Source organism: Halalkalibacterium halodurans (assembly GCF_004376175.1).
In the GTDB taxonomy this organism is placed as follows: Bacteria; Bacillota; Bacilli; order Bacillales; family Bacillaceae_D; genus Halalkalibacterium; species Halalkalibacterium halodurans.
On the sequence record NZ_SNUY01000052.1, the window covers coordinates 12975 to 29915 of the forward strand.

The 16941-nt window shown below is 43.7% G+C and carries 19 protein-coding genes and 1 riboswitch; of the genes, 15 read left to right on the top strand and 4 right to left on the bottom strand.

The genetic code is table 11. The features are described from left to right. Positions 1–57: 57 nt before the first annotated feature. On the top strand, positions 58–681 hold the full coding sequence (locus E2L07_RS15115) for a LysE family translocator (RefSeq protein WP_010896607.1): 624 nt from the start codon (positions 58–60) through the stop codon (positions 679–681). A gap of 15 nt (positions 682–696) precedes the next feature. Further along, complete coding sequence (locus tag E2L07_RS15120; RefSeq protein ID WP_134229978.1) at positions 697–1368, top strand: HAD family hydrolase; 672 nt, start codon at positions 697–699, stop codon at positions 1366–1368. On the opposite strand, the gene E2L07_RS15125 is transcribed toward E2L07_RS15120, so the two are convergent. Next, positions 1336–1938: a LysE/ArgO family amino acid transporter gene (locus E2L07_RS15125; RefSeq protein WP_083445646.1), complete on the bottom strand. Its 603-nt coding sequence runs from the start codon at positions 1936–1938 to the stop codon at positions 1336–1338. The genes E2L07_RS15120 and E2L07_RS15125 overlap by 33 nt on opposite strands. A gap of 115 nt (positions 1939–2053) precedes the next feature. Here E2L07_RS15125 and E2L07_RS15130 point away from each other — a divergent pair, with 115 nt between their 5' ends. Together E2L07_RS15130 and E2L07_RS15135 are read left to right on the top strand one after the other, a co-directional pair. Then, positions 2054–3502, top strand: coding sequence for an aminotransferase-like domain-containing protein (locus E2L07_RS15130; RefSeq protein ID WP_134229979.1), 1449 nt, complete (start codon positions 2054–2056; stop codon positions 3500–3502). Positions 3503–3526: 24 nt separating this feature from the next. Next, a complete protein-coding gene (locus E2L07_RS15135) occupies positions 3527–4015 on the top strand; it encodes a GNAT family N-acetyltransferase (protein WP_407901403.1) in 489 nt (162 codons plus the stop codon). 53 nt (positions 4016–4068) lie between these two features. On the opposite strand, the gene E2L07_RS15140 is transcribed toward E2L07_RS15135, so the two are convergent. Together E2L07_RS15140 and metE are read right to left on the bottom strand one after the other, a co-directional pair. Further along, positions 4069–4248 (bottom strand): hypothetical protein, encoded by a 180-nt coding sequence (locus E2L07_RS15140; RefSeq protein WP_010896615.1) that lies wholly within the window; start codon positions 4246–4248, stop codon positions 4069–4071. 22 nt (positions 4249–4270) lie between these two features. Then, positions 4271–6541, bottom strand: coding sequence for a 5-methyltetrahydropteroyltriglutamate--homocysteine S-methyltransferase (gene metE / locus E2L07_RS15145; protein ID WP_053432173.1), 2271 nt, complete (start codon positions 6539–6541; stop codon positions 4271–4273). A 141-nt stretch (positions 6542–6682) separates the two neighbouring features. After that, a riboswitch (cobalamin riboswitch) is annotated at positions 6683–6880 on the bottom strand. A 351-nt stretch (positions 6881–7231) separates the two neighbouring features. Here metE and E2L07_RS15150 point away from each other — a divergent pair. The 4 genes from E2L07_RS15150 (at position 7232) to phnE (E2L07_RS15165) (ending at position 10808) form a co-directional block, all read left to right on the top strand. Continuing rightward, positions 7232–8185 carry a phosphate/phosphite/phosphonate ABC transporter substrate-binding protein gene (locus E2L07_RS15150; RefSeq protein WP_010896617.1) on the top strand — a complete coding sequence of 318 codons (954 nt, stop codon included), beginning with the start codon at positions 7232–7234 and terminating at the stop codon, positions 8183–8185. A 258-nt stretch (positions 8186–8443) separates the two neighbouring features. After that, on the top strand, positions 8444–9217 hold the full coding sequence (phnC, locus tag E2L07_RS15155; RefSeq protein ID WP_010896618.1) for a phosphonate ABC transporter ATP-binding protein: 774 nt from the start codon (positions 8444–8446) through the stop codon (positions 9215–9217). Then, positions 9217–10008, top strand: a complete 792-nt coding sequence (gene phnE / locus E2L07_RS15160; protein ID WP_010896619.1) for a phosphonate ABC transporter, permease protein PhnE — start codon at positions 9217–9219, stop codon at positions 10006–10008. Before phnC ends, phnE (E2L07_RS15160) begins: the two co-directional genes overlap by 1 nt. Beyond that, positions 10005–10808, top strand: coding sequence for a phosphonate ABC transporter, permease protein PhnE (phnE, locus tag E2L07_RS15165; protein WP_010896620.1), 804 nt, complete (start codon positions 10005–10007; stop codon positions 10806–10808). The genes phnE (E2L07_RS15160) and phnE (E2L07_RS15165) overlap by 4 nt, the downstream gene beginning before the upstream one ends. A 61-nt stretch (positions 10809–10869) precedes the next feature. On the opposite strand, the gene E2L07_RS15170 is transcribed toward phnE (E2L07_RS15165), so the two are convergent. Then, complete coding sequence (locus tag E2L07_RS15170) at positions 10870–11406, bottom strand: GNAT family N-acetyltransferase (RefSeq protein WP_010896621.1); 537 nt, start codon at positions 11404–11406, stop codon at positions 10870–10872. 189 nt (positions 11407–11595) lie between these two features. Between E2L07_RS15170 and E2L07_RS15175 the strand changes: the two genes are divergently transcribed. From E2L07_RS15175 to E2L07_RS15205, 7 genes are read left to right on the top strand one after another with little or no spacing between them, the layout of a single operon-like run. After that, entirely contained in the window at positions 11596–11901 is a 306-nt protein-coding gene (locus E2L07_RS15175) for a hypothetical protein (protein WP_010896622.1), read from the top strand. A gap of 54 nt (positions 11902–11955) precedes the next feature. Further along, entirely contained in the window at positions 11956–12876 is a 921-nt protein-coding gene (locus E2L07_RS15180; RefSeq protein ID WP_134229980.1) for an ABC transporter ATP-binding protein, read from the top strand. Next, positions 12873–13583 (top strand): ABC transporter permease, encoded by a 711-nt coding sequence (locus tag E2L07_RS15185; protein ID WP_010896624.1) that lies wholly within the window; start codon positions 12873–12875, stop codon positions 13581–13583. Before E2L07_RS15180 ends, E2L07_RS15185 begins: the two co-directional genes overlap by 4 nt. Before the next feature lies 1 nt (position 13584). After that, positions 13585–14328: an ABC transporter permease gene (locus E2L07_RS15190; protein ID WP_010896625.1), complete on the top strand. Its 744-nt coding sequence runs from the start codon at positions 13585–13587 to the stop codon at positions 14326–14328. Positions 14329–14358: 30 nt separating this feature from the next. Beyond that, entirely contained in the window at positions 14359–15282 is a 924-nt protein-coding gene (locus E2L07_RS15195; RefSeq protein WP_134229981.1) for an ATP-binding cassette domain-containing protein, read from the top strand. Further along, positions 15279–15995: an ABC transporter permease gene (locus E2L07_RS15200; protein WP_053432180.1), complete on the top strand. Its 717-nt coding sequence runs from the start codon at positions 15279–15281 to the stop codon at positions 15993–15995. The genes E2L07_RS15195 and E2L07_RS15200 overlap by 4 nt, the downstream gene beginning before the upstream one ends. A gap of 1 nt (position 15996) precedes the next feature. Beyond that, the gene (locus E2L07_RS15205; RefSeq protein WP_134229982.1) at positions 15997–16755 is read left to right on the top strand and encodes an ABC transporter permease; all 759 of its coding nucleotides are present in this window, start codon (positions 15997–15999) and stop codon (positions 16753–16755) included. Positions 16756–16941 lie beyond the last annotated feature (186 nt).

The window sequence follows — 16941 nt, forward strand, 5'->3', positions numbered from 1 at the left end:
ATGAGAAGGATATGGTAGCATAGAAGAAAAGAGATACGAAGATAGGAGGAGATAGGATTGGATCTTACCAGTCTTTTGTCGTTCTTAGGTGTGGCGGTTCTTCTGACGCTTATGCCTGGACCAGACATCTTATTTGTCTTAGCCCAAAGTATGTCGCAAAATCGCCAAGCGGGCATTGTCACAGCGCTCGGACTTTGTACAGGTCTGCTCGTACACATTACAGCAGCTGTTGTTGGTATATCAGCGCTCATTTATCAGTCTGCTCTCGCCTTTACTGTCGTAAAATACGCAGGAGCTGCATATTTGCTTTATTTAGCATGGAAGGCGTTTCAGGAAAAGGGAGAAGGTCTTTCGATTGACAAGCAAACCACCCTTGCCTACGGAGCCCTTTATAAGAAAGGCATTATTATGAATGTGTTAAATCCAAAAGTGTCCTTGTTTTTTCTCGCCTTGCTTCCCCAATTTGTAAACAGCGGGGCAGGATCTGCACCTTGGCAAATGCTTCTTTTAGGGGTTGTGTTTCTCATTCAAGCCTTCATTATTTTTTCATTGGTTAGTTGGTTTGCGGAAAAGGTAGGGCAGCTCCTCATGCGTTCTTCATTTATAAAAAATCAAATGCATCGTATAAAAGGCGGGTTACTCGCGCTTATTGGTCTTCAAGTGGCCTTTAGCAAAAATTAAGAGAGGAAGCTGACAATGACGACCATTATATTTGATATGGATGGCACGCTCTTTCAAACCGATTCCGTGTTGGAAGGGGCGTTAGAAAAAACGTTCGACTACTTACGCCATACCGATCGCTGGCAAGGAGAGACCCCGATTGAACAATACTTAGCAATCTTAGGGGCGCCGATGCACGTTGTTTGGGAGACGATCATGCCAAGTGCCTCTCATGAGGAACGTCAGGTAGCCGATCAAGCGTTTTGGGATTTTTTATTAGAAGAAATCCGTCTCGATCACGGAAAGCTTTATCCGAATGTAGGCAAGACGCTCGAAGAATTGTATCAATTAGGTTATGACTTGTATGTGGCAAGTAACGGGTTCATGCGGTATCTACAAGAGATCGTCGACCACTATGGCTTCACCTCTTATTTGAAAGATATTTACGGTGCCGACCGGTTTGAGACGGCCTCTAAAACAGAGCTGGTGGCAAAGTTAGTTCGTGACTATAGGATTGAGGGGGGCGTGATGGTGGGGGACCGATCATCAGATCTTACAGCAGGTGCTGATGCGAAGCTAGTTACAATCGGTTGTTTGTATGGATATGGGACTAAGGATGAACTGGATTCAGCAGATGTCCTCGTGGAAGACATCTCTGAAATCCGCTCGATCGTCTCACAGCGACTGGAAAATCATCAAAAACGCTAATCCCCAAATGAGGAGAGCAGATAGTCGGTTAAGATAGGTTACATATTTCTGAATCGCCTGAAGCTGGCCAAACCACCGACCGATCCAAGCGAGCAAGCAAAAATAAAGCCATGAGACAACGATTGTCCCACATGTAAACGACCATTTGTCTGCTGCTTCATAGAGCAACGAGTTCGTGCCGATGATCCCAAGGGTATCGAGGAGTGCGTGGGGATTCAGCAGGGAAACGGTTAAGGCGAACGACATTTGTTTTTTTGCTGTAAATGGTGCTACCTTACCGTTGCTCGCTGAGGTGCTGTTCCAAATGACCCAGCCCATATAAAGGAGGAAAACGAACCCTCCGATGATCAGAAAGGGAACGAACCGCTCGACGAGGTGGGCAGCTACTGCCATCACCAGCACTGAAACGATAATGAGTATCGTATCGCAAATCGAGGCGGTCATGACAGCTGGCAATGCGCGACGAAGCTTATTTTGCGTCATCCCTTGGGTGAAAATAAATAGATTCTGTACGCCCATGGGCAAAATGAGACCGAAGGCGAGAAGAAAACCATGTAAAAATGAATCCAATCGTAAACCCTCCTAAAAGTGAAGTCGACATCATCATAGCAAGCGACGGTCGTTTGTCATCATCCAGTTCGCCTAGCTTGAGGCCAACCAGTTCATTGAAATGAAGGTGAGAAGTATGAAATTGGATTGGAAGCCTGATCGTTCAAGCCACGTTCCAATCTATCTGCAAATTAAAGAAGAGCTTAAGCGACGAATCGAGGGCGGCGAGTGGACGGTAGGTACCCTTTTGCCATCACAACGGGAACTGGCAAACCTGCTCGGTGTTAATCGAAGCACGATTGTCCAAGTGTATGAAGAATTAATGGCAGATGGCTTAGTCGAAAGTGTTCAGGGGAAAGGAACAAAAGTTGTCAACAACACGTGGAACGTCATTGCGGCTACGTCTCCAGATTGGCAGCAATACGTATCAGGTGGGGTGTTTCAGCCGAATAAAACGTATGTACAAAAGATCAACGAAGCGGAGTTTTCCGAGGAAGTCGTACGCCTTGGGACAGGAGAGCTAGCAAAAGGGTTACTCCCTGTTAAGCAAACCGAAGAAGTACTGGCTTCCCTCTCCCTTGAAGCAAGCCATTTAAGCTATGAAGAGGCGAAGGGTTCGCTTGCTTTACGAGAAGCGGTTTGCGAATTTGTCTCAAAATATGGGATTCACGTATCTCCGTCAAGCGTCTTAATTGTTTCGGGAGCACTCCAAGCTCTATCCCTTATGACGAATGGACTGTTTCAGGCAGGGGCACGTGTGGCTGTCGAGTCCCCGTCCTATTTAATGTCGTTACGTATACTTACGTCAGCGAACATACGTGGGGTCCAGGTGCCGTTAGCGGACGTGCAACACAAGCCGAGCGTCTTACGACAATACAAAAGGCAACAAGATGTGCAAATGTTTTATACGATTCCTACGTTCCACAATCCAACGAATGTAACGTACAGCACCGCTGTTCGAAAGGAGCTACTACATGTTTGCCAAGCGATTCAACTGCCAATCATTGAAGACGATGTATACCGGGAGCTTTGGTTCGATGCGGCTCCACCACCTCCGTTAAAATCACTCGATCAAACAGGGAATGTTCTCTATCTCGGGAGCATGTCAAAAATCATCAGCCCTGGTCTTCGAGTCGGCTGGGTCATCGGTCCAGAGCCGGTTATCCACCGTTTGGCAGACATGAAAATGCAGACCGATTATGGGGCGAGCTCCATTTCCCAAGCGATCGCACAGAGATGGTTAACGAATAATGATTGGTTTACGAGTCATGCCCAGTTTGTGCGAGACAAGTTGAAAAATCAGCGAAACGCGATGCTTCAATTGTTGCAGGAGCATATGGGGGAGCTAGCGGAATGGAATCGGCCCTCCGGTTCGTTTTACATTTGGTGCAAATTAAAACACCCAGTTGATATGAACCGTGTCTTCCACCGCTGTTTAAAAGTCAACGTCTTAATTCATCCAGGTACGATTTATGAAGGCTCGAAGCATTCTTATATTCGTCTATCCTATTCATACGAAACAGGGGAAAGGCTCGAATACGGCATAAAAGCGTTAGCTCGTGTGATACATGAAATGTTAGCGTGAAGGGGGAGAAGCACAGTGGAAAGTATACGGATAATCGAAATGACAGACAACGATTGGCCTGAGGTAGAACGCATTTACAGAGAAGGGATAGAAACAGGGAATGCCACATTTGAAACGGAAGCTCCTTCGTGGGAGAAATGGGATGCCGGTCATGTGAAAAGCTGCCGTTTTGTGGCAAAGATTAAAGAAAAGGTCGTTGGCTGGGTAGCCTTGAGCCCAGTCTCCAGTCGCTGTGTTTATCAAGGAGTAGCCGAAGTCAGCGTTTATGTTGGCTCGACAGGAAGAGGAAAGGGAGTCGGGCGAAAGCTTCTGGCGTCCGTTGTAGAAGAAAGTGAAAAGCAAGGGTATTGGACGTTGCAGGCGTCCGTATTCCCTGAAAATGTGGCCAGTCTCAAGCTACACCGCCAGTTAGGATTCCGCGAAGTGGGGAAGCGGGAACGACTTGCAAAACGAGAGGGTGTGTGGCGGGACGTCATCTTGCTGGAGCGACGAAGCGAAAAGGTAGGATTGTAAAAAATAAAGGCGTTAGCCACCGCGGCTAACGCCTTTATTAGAGCAGCACTCGTCTAAGACAAGCGTAAATGAGCGTTCAGTGCTTCGTGCCATTTCTGCTTTGTCTGTTGATTCGTCCGTTCTAAATACTGGATTAACATCCATAATCCTTTATGGTCAAGGTTGTCGATGACCCTCTTCATGACGGCAGCATCCGTCGTATGCTCTAAGAAGTAGATGATTTCTTGTCTCATCCTTACCCCTTTCGTGAGAGGATTAAGCTTTCGTTTTTAGCTCTTCTCGTGCAGCTCGTGCGGCAGCTACCATGTTCTTAAGGGCGGCTACGGTTTCTTTTTCCGCGCGAGTCTTTAAGCCACAATCAGGGTTAACCCAGAAAAGGCTAGCTGGCAAGACCGTTAACGCGCGGCGGATGACATTTAGCATTTCTTCTTCTGAAGGAACGCGAGGGCTGTGAATATCGTAGACCCCTAACCCAATTCCCTTTTCATACGTCGTCTTTTCAAACGCGCTAATCATTTCTCCGTGGCTTCGTGATGTCTCGATGGAAATGACGTCTGCATCAAGATCATCGATGGCTTCGATCATTTCATGGAATTCGCTGTAGCACATATGGGTATGAATTTGCGTCGTTGCCTTCACATGGGCGCAGCTCGCACGGAAGGCGGACACGGCCCAGTCTAAGTACTCTTGCTGATCTTCAGCTTTTAATGGCAGACCTTCACGAATCGCCGGTTCGTCAATTTGAATCATTTCGATACCCGCTTCTTCTAATGCCGTCACTTCATGGGTGAGGGCCTCCGCGATTTGATGTGCAATCACAGTTAACGGTAAGTCATCACGAACGAACGACCAGTTTAAAATCGTGACAGGGCCTGTGAGCATGCCTTTCACCGGTTTGTCCGTTAACGATTGGGCATACACGGTTTCTGCTACCGTCATTGGTTCGGTGAAGCTCACATTTCCATAAATGATTGGCGGCTTGACGCAGCGGGAGCCATATGATTGCACCCAACCGTTGGCTGTGAATGCAAAGCCATCTAACTTCTCACCGAAAAATTCAACCATGTCGTTGCGCTCAAATTCTCCGTGAACGAGTACATCGAGGCCAAGCTCTTCTTGGATATTGATCCACTTTTCAATGTAGGACTTCATCGTCCGCTCATACTCGACTGTCGATAGCTCCCCTTTTCGCCATAACGATCTTGTGCGACGCACATCTTTTGTTTGCGGGAAGCTTCCGATCGTTGTCGTTGGAAGAAGAGGAAGCTGCCATTTTTCTTCTTGAACCGGACGGCGCTCGTTAAAGGATTGTGGGCGCTTTTTGTTTTCAAGGTTATGAGATGTTGCTGCTCCAGAGCGCCAGCCTGATTTTTCGAGAGCGGCTAAAGCGTCGTCATTGGCCTCAAGCGCTTCTTTCACCTCAGCTTCATTTCCTGCGGCTAGCTGTTTTAATGTGTGAAGCTCGGTTAGTTTTTCATTAGCAAATGCAAGCACACCTAGCAACGTTGGGTCGAGTTTTTCCTCACGCTTGGTTGTAACCGGTACGTGGAGAAGGCTGCATGATGGTTGCAATACAAGACGATCTTTCGCTACATGCTGTTCTAATTGGTGAACAAGCTCATGGCGCTCGCGTAAGTTGCTAATCCAAATGTTGCGTCCATCAATGATTCCGGCAGCAAGCACCTTATCTTCAGGGAATCCGAACGTACGGAGAGCTTCAAGGTTTTTTGCCCCACCATGAACAAAGTCTAGACCAATGCCCTTCACTGGAAGAGAGACGACCTCTTCGTAAAAAGTCACCGCGTCAAAATACGTTTGTAGGAAGAGTGGTGCATCGGCGATCGCTTCGTTTATTTGCTCGTAAATACGTGTAACAAGCGCCATTTCTCGTGCTGAAATGGAGGTAACAAGGGATGGCTCATCCACTTGAATGGAACGAGCACCTGCATCGACGAGCTCCTGGATGACCTGGATGTAAAGCGGTAGCAATGATTGAATCGTCTCTTGAAGCTTATCCTCTTCATAGCCTTTGGCTAGCTTTACAAATGAGTATGGACCTAGAATGACAGGCTTTCCATCAATGCCTAATTCATTTTTTGCTTCTAAATAGGCCTCAAGTGGAGCGTTTTTCGTTAAGCGTGGTGCAGCATCATGTAGCTCAGGAACGATGTAATGGTAGTTTGTGTTGTACCACTTCGTCATTTCACACGCCTGGGCGTTTTTGCTTCCTCGTGCCATAGCAAAGTAAGTAGAGAGTGTCGGCGTATCACCTTGTTGTAAGAATCGTTTTGGAATAATTCCGAACATTACGGCCATATCGAGCACATGGTCATAAAGGGTAAAGTCACCAACAGGAATGAGATCAACCTCTTGTTCTTGTTGCACGCGTAAATGATTGAGGCGAAGCTCTTTCATTGTGGCGAGCAATTGTTCTTCAGTGGTGTCATTTGCCCAGAACGATTCAAGTGCTTTTTTCCATTCGCGGTTTTCGCCAATACGTGGGTATCCTAGATTGCTAGTCAACATGTAAAATTCCTCCTTGAAGTGATAGAGTAAAAAGGTAAAATAAAAAGGATATTTTTACCAATATGGGAGAGTGGTAAAAATATCCTTCGTTGGATGCAACGAAACATGTTTGAAACACCTCCCTATCTCCCGTAGGTAAAAGCAGTGCTGTTAGAACAGGCAGGTCTCCTGGCTCTAGCGTCAACATTGCAACAGTCTTCCCAACCAATGAACGGTCAGTGACAATATCGTTACAACTCAGCTATGACAGTGGCGGGACCGCTCCGGATTTGCACCGGATTCCCTTTTAAACATTAAGTCTATCATGTGACTTAACGTACCTGTTCCCAAACGATGAAATTTTAATCCACTTTAACGGAGGAAAGCCGATTTGTCAAGTAGGAAATAAGCGAAAACCTAATCAGTTTCTTTCCTCCTAACCCCTTTATATCAAGCTCTAATCCAATAAATCATAGTATTCTACTCTGTTTTTGCTATTTTAATGTAATATATTTTTTTGCGAGTGGCATCGTTCAGAGCAGTAAATCGAGAGTTGAAACATTAATCAATTGTATACAAAACCCTTACATAATTTACATTTTTAAAAAATAACTGTTACTTCTTGCATGGTACACTTTTCATGAAAAGGCTGAATGAACAGTACATATCTGGTCTTTCTAAAAAATCTATTTCATATGGAGGACGTACATCATGGGATTAAAAAAAGCAGGGGCATCTTTATTGCTAGCCACCTCATTATTTTTAACTGCATGTGGCTCAAGTGCCACGGACAGTGAAGTGAGCGAAGGGGACGCGGTTGGCGGTACAGATAGTGAAGCCTATGTACCTGAATCGTTAATGGTTCAGTTCGTTCCATCGCAAAATGCTGAAACGTTAGAGGCTAGAGCCAAGCCGCTTGAGAATCTGTTATCAGATGAATTAGGAATTGATGTGGAAGTTAGTGTATCAACTAATTATAATACGGTCGTTGAAGCGATGGCTTCTGGTCAGGTTGATGTCGGTTTCCTGCCGCCAAACGCTTATGTACAAGCTCACGATGAGTACGGTGCAGCAGAGGTTATCTTGCAATCGCAACGGTTTGGAGTGAACGAGGATGGTTCACCAACAGATGAGCTAGTCGATTACTATTTGTCGATGTTTATTGCCCGTGCCGACTCTGATATTGAATCGATTGCAGATATTAAAGGGAAAACGGTCGCCTTCCAGGACTACACATCATCAGCGGGATACGTTTGGCCTGCCGCGATTTTGTTAGACGAAGGGATCGATCCTTTAACAGATGTGAATCCGCTCATTCTCCAAGGTCATGATGCAGGAGTTACTGCTGTCTTAAACGGTGAGGCAGATGTTGCTGCGATTTTCCAAGATGCGCGTAATGTTGTTGCGGGTGATTTTCCGACTGTTTTTGAAGATACAAAGGTGATTTCGTTCACAGAGCCGATTCCAAATGACACGATTTCTGTCCGATCCGATATGGATGATGAGTGGAAAAAGAAGATCCAGCAAGCTTTTATTAAAATTGGTCAATCTGAAGAAGGTCTAGAGATTATTCGTGATATCTATACGCATGAAGGTTATACCGAATCAGAAGATGCTACCTTTGATATCGTTCGTGACTATGCGGAGCGTGTTCAAGGCGAATAAAGGCTACTGAATCTCTGATTTTCACTTCATTACTTTTCTCTATTAGTCTATTAATAGGTCGTATCTCTAGGGGCTCACGATCTTGAGGTTGTCCAAAAGGGGGGAGAGCTCCCTTTTGAACAACTTTTTTTCCTCTTTAAGGACTTTGCTTCTGTAAAAGATGAAGGATAAGAAAAAATTGCACCCGCCATTTACGGCTTGGGTGAACCAAGCTTTCTCATTTTACGACTTAACTACTTATTAGAAAGTTGGATTTCTATGATTGAACTGAAGAATGTCTCAAAAGTGTATCCGAATGGAGTAATAGGGTTAGACAATATTAATTTAACGATTGAAAAAGGGGAATTTGTCGCGATTGTCGGTTTATCTGGAGCGGGTAAATCGACCTTATTGCGTGCCATGAATCGTTTGATCGATATATCCGATGGTGACATTATGATTAATCGTCGATCGATCACTTCAGCAAGTGGAAAAGAGCTACGTATGATGCGAAGAGATATTGGAATGATCTTTCAAAATTTTAATCTTGTGAAACGCTCCACTGTCTTACGTAACGTCCTTTCTGGTCGGGTGGCTCATAATCACACGTTTCGTACGCTTTTCAATCTATTTCCTCAAAAAGATGTAGATCTCGCCCTTCAATCACTTGAAAGAGTTAATATTTTAGAAAAAGCCTATACCCGTTCTAGTCAATTATCAGGCGGTCAACAGCAGCGTGTCTCGATCGCTCGTGCCCTTGCGCAAGAGGCAAAAATGATATTGGCTGATGAACCGACGGCATCGCTAGATCCGGTCACGACGAAACAAGTGATGGATGATTTAAAAAAAATTAATACAGAGGATCAGGTGACAGTTGTCATTAACTTGCATTTTGTTGACTTAGCAAGAGAGTATGCCACAAGAATTATTGGCTTACGGGACGGAAAGGTCGTTTTTGATGGTCCAGCGCAAAGAGCAACAGACGAGGTGTTTAAAGATATTTACGGTAGACCACTTAAAGAGGATGAATTGTTAGGAAAGGAAGTCGGGTGATGGAAACGAAACTGAATGATCGGGTGCCAATAAAGCCTTCACGACATTCCTTTTACCTTTTTCTCGTGATTCTATTTATCATTGTTTTTGCAAGTGCTATTTACATTGAGGCTGACCCTTATGTCATCGTTCAAAATGGTTCCAATATGTTTGACCTCATATCACGCATGTTTCCGCCGGACTGGTCTTATATCGTCACAACGACACCGGCGATGCTCGATACGATTCGAATGGCTTTACTTGGGACAACGATGGGAACAATTCTCTCCATCCCAGTCATGTTCCTTTGCGCAAGGAACATGTTTCACGTACGGTGGCTTGTTGAAGCGTCGCGTATTGGGTTAAATGTGTTACGGACGATACCAGACTTACTGCTTGCTGCCATTTTTGCGGCGATTCTTGGATATTCATCTCTAGCAGGCATTGTGGCTCTGTCTGTTTTTTCTGTAGGAATCATTGCGAAGTTGTCGTTCGAAGCGATTGAAAACATTGATGACGGCCCGCTAGAGTCTATGACAGCCGTTGGGGCAAACAAATTACAATGGATAGCGTTTGGGGTCGTACCGCAAATCATGCCCCACTTTGTGTCCTATGTTCTTTACACGTTTGAGATTAATATCCGAGCGGCCGCGATTCTCGGATTAGTTGGAGCGGGTGGAATCGGGCTATTCTATAACCGAGCGCTCAGTTCCTTTAACTATGACCAAGTGCTGGCGCTTATTCTTTATACGTTGGTCGTTGTTATCCTCATTGATCTGATTAGCTTGAAGACAAGGGAGAAGTTACTATGAAACGGTCCGATTTGTTTAAAAAAGAACGGTTCTTGAGAAGAGCAAAATTTTCTTTGTTGTTTATTGTTCTACTCGCTTTATACGGATGGGCAATTGCGGGTATACAGTTTAACGGGATGCTTGATACGGCATGGCCCGTTACAAAAAGCATTGTACAAGGGTTTCTTACACCTGATACTAGTTATATCTATAATCCTGAGGGAGAAGATTTGCTTAGAGGTTTGCTTGAGACATTAGCTATCGCGATAGTAGGTATCTGTCTGTCTATTGTTCTCGCGATTCCGATTGGCCTTTGGGCCGCGAAAAATTTAAGTTCAACCCCGCTTATTTCACAAGGAGGAAAATCGACTCTTAGTTTTATTCGTACCTTACCGGATATCATTTTAGCTCTTCTATTTATCAAAGTCGTAGGCCCCGGCGCTTATGCAGGAATGTTAGCTTTAGGGATTGGGGCGATCGGGATGCTAGGGAAATTGTACGCAGAAGAGGTAGAGGCGATGGATCCAGGTCCGGTAGAATCGATCGTCGCCGTTGGCGGAAATAAATTAGAGCAGTTAGCCTTTGGCGTGATTCCACAAGTTTTACCAGGCTTTATTTCTGCGACTTTATACCGATTCGAAATTAATATGCGCTCGGCGGCCACACTGGGGGTCATTGGAGCTGGTGGGATTGGTACACCGTTAATCTTTGCAATTCAGGCAAGGAATTGGGATAGGGTAGGGATGATCATGATCGGGGTTGTCCTTGTGGTTTTAATCGTCGATTGGTGTTCAAGCGCCTTGAGGAAACGAGTGTTATAAAAGGCTATGTCAAACGGGAGTACGTTTTCCTTTTGCCATAGCCTTTTTTACTTCAAATATGTCATTGTGAGTACTTCCGTTCATTCCATTCCCGTTTCAGCATACTCATTTCAATCAGATCCCAATATTCTCCTTTGACTTTTGTATTTTGCCGAAGGAGCCCTTCCCGTTGAAATCCTATTTTTTCGTAGCGGTGAATTGCACGAACATTAAAAGAAAACACACCGAGAGAGACTCGATTTAACGAAAGTTGCTCAAAGGCGATTCGAAGCAGCTCCTCAATCATTGGCGCCGCAAATCCTTTTCCTCTTGCTGCTGGAAAGACGAGCACTTTGCCCATTCGAGCCGACTCGTTAACACGATCCACTTTTCCGAGTGCAATATGGCCAATGGTTTCACTAGAACCTACGGCTTTCACCTTGAATATGTATTGATCGCTTCCGTCCATATTTGCCCCATCAATGTAAGAAGCCAGCTGGGATCGCGTGAGGGGATATGTGAAGGCTGAGCCGCTCCATTGCTTTAAAAACTCGGGAGATTCGATATGTTTTAGGAGCTGGTCAAAGTCTGATTCATTAAAGTCCAAAAGTTCAATCATCGGTGGCCATCCTTTCTTCAGATTTGCCTTCTCCCTTTATTATATATTTTTTAGGAGTAAGGTGGTCTTATTTTAGAAAAACCCAATTTCAAAGATAGAGGTAAAAAATACTTTACAAAATGTAACTCGTTCTTTACAATGAAGGTGAACCTTTTGGAGTTAATATCCAGTAAAGGGAGTGAATGAAGTATGCAGCTTGAAGAGATTGCGTTTTATGGAAGTTCGATTGGCGGATTATTGGTGATCATAGCGTTTGTTGTGTTTTGGATTGTCGCTAAGCAAGCAGGTGAAACTGGTCACGCGAACGAGATCTTTTTGAAAGTGTATCGCTTGATGTTTTCTGTGCTTGCCATTTTTATTCTTTCCAGTGTTGTTTTTAATTTAGGGGAAAAAGTAACAGGTCACTTGTTTCAGCAAGTTTCCTTAACCGTATTTTCGATTGCTACGTTTCTTGGAGCTGTATATCTACTCATCCTGAATAAAACGCGTAGCTAGTCATATCTGTTTTTTACTCGTATCGAAACGTAAATGGAAGATGGAGGGTTCATAATGACAACAACAAATTATTTGATTGAAACGAACAATTTAACGAAGACCTATAAACATGTGCATGCGGTGGACCGTATAAACCTCAAAGTAAAAGAAGGAGAGATTTACGGGTTCCTCGGACCGAATGGAGCTGGCAAGACAACGACCATTCGTATGTTGCTAGGGCTCATTAAAGCCTCTCATGGATCGATTAAAATATTTGGGAAAGACCTGAAACAACATCGACTTGACATCTTAAAAAATATAGGGGCTCTTGTGGAATCGCCTTCCTATTATCCACATCTTTCGGGTGAAGATAACCTTGAGACGGTTCGAAAAATAGTGAAGGTCCCTAAATCACGAATTGCTGAAGTACTTGAGCTTGTACGTCTAACAAAAGTAGCAGATCGAAAAGTGCAAGAGTATTCCTTGGGCATGAAACAGCGACTAGCCATTGCTGCAGCGCTGTTAGCCAATCCGCGCCTAGTGATCTTAGATGAGCCAACAAATGGATTGGACCCGGCAGGAATTATCGAGATTCGAAACCTGATCCTTCGGTTACCTAAAGAGTATGGGATTACTGTTTTACTTTCATCTCATCTCTTATCTGAAGTTGAACAAGTGGCCTCTCAAGTAGGGATTATCGCGAAAGGAAAGTTGATTTTTCAGGATTCGATTGAAGAACTGCGTAAGAAAGCAAATAGGAAAATATTTCTCTCGACGAGCCATCCAGAAGTTGCGGCAACCATTTTACAGGAGCGGGGAATTAATGTAGATACACAAGCTCGTGGATTGGTTATGAATGATCGCTCGGACGAAGAAATTGCTCAGCTTGTGAAAGCATTCGTTGAAAAAGATATTGATGTTTACCGGATTTCTGATGAAACTTCCTCACTGGAAGAGATCTTCTTACAACTGACAAAGGGAGGACAAACGCTGTGATCCTCGATTTGTTGCGATCTGATTTATTGAAAACGAAAAAAATTGCTTGGTTATTAGTCTTGTTCGGTCCAATCGGTGTTGTGGGCCTACAATTCATTAACTATTCTTTACGTTATGACCATTTGCTATCGGTACACCCGGACCATGGTTACTTTTTTCTCGTAAACGTTCATGCATTTTGGCCACCAGCGTTATTGTTAGGGATTACACTCATTATTTCGTTGCAGGCAAGTATCGAGCATCAAAAAAATCTATGGAAGCAAATACTTATCCTTCCGGTACGACGGGAGCAAGTCTATCTTTCGAAACTGTTTTTAATTGTAACGATGCTATTGTTAACTTCCCTTTTCCTAGTTGGTTGGACGTACGTAACGGGTATCTATTTTGGCTTCACAAATGAATTCTCACTTCTTCAAGCGTTCCAAATGAGCTTTTATACGTTATTTGCTGCATGGCCTTTTGTCTTGCTTCAGTTCTGGTTGTCCATGCATTTTAAAAATCAAGGAGCTGCTTTAACGGTAGGGATTGCGAGTGCGGCCTTTATTATGTATGCACAAGGGGTACCAGACTGGCTACCTTGGAAGTGGCCCCTATTATTAGATGGATTTTCCGAAAGTCTCTCGACAAGTGTGCTTTACGGTTCCATACTTGGCATCGTTTTCGCGTTACTATCGATGTTGGTGTTAACTAGAAAGGACGTGCATTAATATGTTCTTCAATGTTCTAGAGGTTGAATGGAATAAGTTAAAACATATGAAAGTTTGGATCATCGTCATTGCGGGGCCGTTACTTGCCAGTGTTATTGGATTCTTCCCTTACTTTACGATAGATGCGAGTGAATGGATTGCATTAGCTACACAAATGATTCTTGCACACAGCGCATTGTTCCTACCTCTCTTAACAGGAATTTATGCGGCCCTAATTTGTAGTTATGAACATCAACATGGAGGCTGGAAACAGCTTTTAGCATTACCAGTGGAAAGGTACCACGTGTATATTGCTAAATTTGTTGTCATTATTACTTTACTGTTGCTGACACAAATTGTCTTTTTCTTTTCCGTCTGGCTTGTCGGGGTTGCCAGAGGGTATTCCATTTCTTCTTTTACGTATATGCCTTTACTTGTTAGTGTGCTGGCTGGGTTTCTATCATGTCTGCCTCTTGCTGCTCTTCAGCTTTGGCTTGCGACACGGTTTACAAGCTTTGCTGCACCGAGCGTGATGAATGTCATGCTGACAGTGCCTGCGATCCTTATTGCTAATTCAGAAGTATTGGGACCGCTTTATCCGTGGGCTCATCCGTTGTTAAGCATGACCCAAGGCTTTTCTATGGGGCTGGGAGGGGATGCTGGGTTTTTGGCAAGCAATACAGCTTTTGTTGTAACGCTTATTTTAAGCTTTCTTCTCTTTAGTGTTGGAGGGGTCATTTCATTTCAGCGAAAGCAATGGACATAGTAATTTGCTAAATGAAAGGAGTTAAGCCAAGTGATTATAGAAGCAAAAGGACTAAAAAAAATCTACAACCATGTGCCGGTCGTAGATGATGTTGATCTTCTCGTTCCTGAGGGAGAAGTATTTGGTTTTCTAGGACCCAATGGTTCGGGGAAAACGACGGTGATGCGCATGCTCCTAGGTTTAGTTAAAACAGATGGGGGAGATATAAAAATTCTAGGAAAATCCCTTGAAAAGAATCGTTTGAGCATATTAAAAGAGGTAGGTGCTCTTATTGAAACCCCTGCGTATTATGGGCATCTTAATGCGATCGACAATTTAAAAATTGCTGCAACGTTGCGTCAAATTGAAGACAATAGCCAAATCGAAAAAACGCTCGATCGAGTCGGTTTAACTTCGAGTAAGCATAAAAAAGTTAAATCTTTTTCCCTTGGGATGAAGCAACGGCTAGGGATTGCTATGGCCTTGTTGCATCAACCCAAATTGCTTTTATTAGATGAGCCTACGAACGGACTCGATCCAGAGGGGATTCAAGAAATGAGGGAACTCATTCGCGATTTGCCAAAAAAAGAAGGCGTTACTGTTTTTGTTTCAAGCCATCTTCTTGGAGAAATTGATCAAGTCGCTAGCCAGGTAGGTGTCATATATCATGGTAGCCTACTCTATCAAGGGCAAAAGAACGATTTGCTGGCGAGTCATGGTGGTACGACAGTATCGGTCCATACTCCTGAAAAAGACAAGGTGGAGCAGTTATTGGTGATGGAAGGCTTTCATATACAGAAGAGTATACGCCATAAAGAAGACGAAATTATGATCACAGGACCTCACGTCACAAAGGAAGTCATTGTCATGCTTTTACAACGAGAAGGTATTCAGAACTATTATGTGCAAGAGCATCATCGCACATTAGAGGATGCTTATATGGCGCTTATCGGAGGAAAAGGGGTTGCGGTATGAGCCATTTATTAAAGGTAGAGTGGAGGAAGCAGCGCAAAGGTGTGCTCCTTGTCCCAATTCTCCTCTGTCTTATCCTACTTCCTGTGATTGGTGGCATGGCGTTTTCGTATTTAATCCAAAATGATCGCACGGTTGAGCAAGTGTGGGCAATCATTTACGAAACGTTTCACCTCCTGTGGAGTTATGTGGTGATCATCGTCATTGTCATTTATGCTGCGTTAGTAGTAGATGTAGAACACCGATCAGGTATGTGGCCATCTGTCCTGTTGTATCCGTATGCTAAATGGAAGCATTTCTTTATTAAGGTGTTATGGGTGTTTATTTTAGTGCAACTTTTTGGACTAATTTCGTGGGGGAGTATTGCGACTGTAAGCCTACTATATGGTGGGGTTGAAAGTAGTGAGCTGATTGCTTTTGGCACATTACTATATCTACCTTTTCTTTTGGCATTACCATTTGTTATATTTCAAACCTTTCTTTCGGTTGTTCTTTCGAATTCGTTCGTCTCGATGGGAATCGGGATGTTTGTTTTCCTATTTCATAACCTTCTTCCGTCTGTTTGGTTGCCTTGGGGATCGATGATACAACCGTTCCTAGAAGGACAACCGGTTAACGTAGTAGACATTATATTTTTAATGGTTGGAGCAGCTCTATACACAATGATCTCCTTGTTCTTTTTTGAACGAAAAACGTTTTCGACTGGAGTTGAATAGCATGTCACTCTTTCGTCAGTCGTTCATGGCTGAATGGATGAAAATTCGTAAATCGACGATTTGGTTGGTCATTTTAGGCCTCGTAGCTCTTCCTGTTTTCTACGGGTGTATTATATTTACGCAAATCGTAGTAAAACAGTATAATTATACAGACATTGACCCATGGCTAATGCAGTTAATGATGGTTCAAATGTTTTATGGAACCATATTCCTTCCAATCATCGTATCAATCATTATTGAGACAGTGCTAAATTTTGAACGAAAGGCCAATGAATGGGAACATCTTTTTCTATTTCCCATCAAACGTAACACGTTTTATTTAAGCAAAATGGCGTGGGTGTTCATTTTAACGGCTTTGGCTCAATTATTAATGTTTACAATGGTTGTGATTGCAGGAATTGTCATAAAGATTGATACAACCATCCCTGTTTTAAGTTACCTGTCCGTATTCATATTGGGAACCATTGGGGCCATTAGCTTAGGAAGCCTATTGTTTTATTTGTTCATGTTAATAAAGTCAAGTCGAGTGGCTTTAGCAATCAGCATCTTTTTGAGTTTTCCCGCCTTTTTAGCTTTGTCTAATGAAAGTGGTTCATGGCTACCATCGTTGTACCCTTGGGCTCTCCCGATTTACGGAATGACCCAATCCATGAGCAGTGTCTCTTCGCTACTTGTCTTCTTAGGAGTCTGTTTCATCCTTATCATTTTGTCGTCCTTTTTAACGATTAAACGGTTAAAAAATGGAGCCCTGTCAGGGTAGTTTAAAAGAGAAGGGCTGGGACATAAGACAGATCGGGTGTCCTAACAAAAAAGGTTCTAAGTCAAATGTTGGGGTGGCATAGGAGGGCGAGCCCCTCTTATCCTACCCCGAATGTCTGATGTTTGAATTGATGATGCAAGAGAATACGGTTTCGCAAGCGATCATAACGCCGAAAACCAAAGGCAT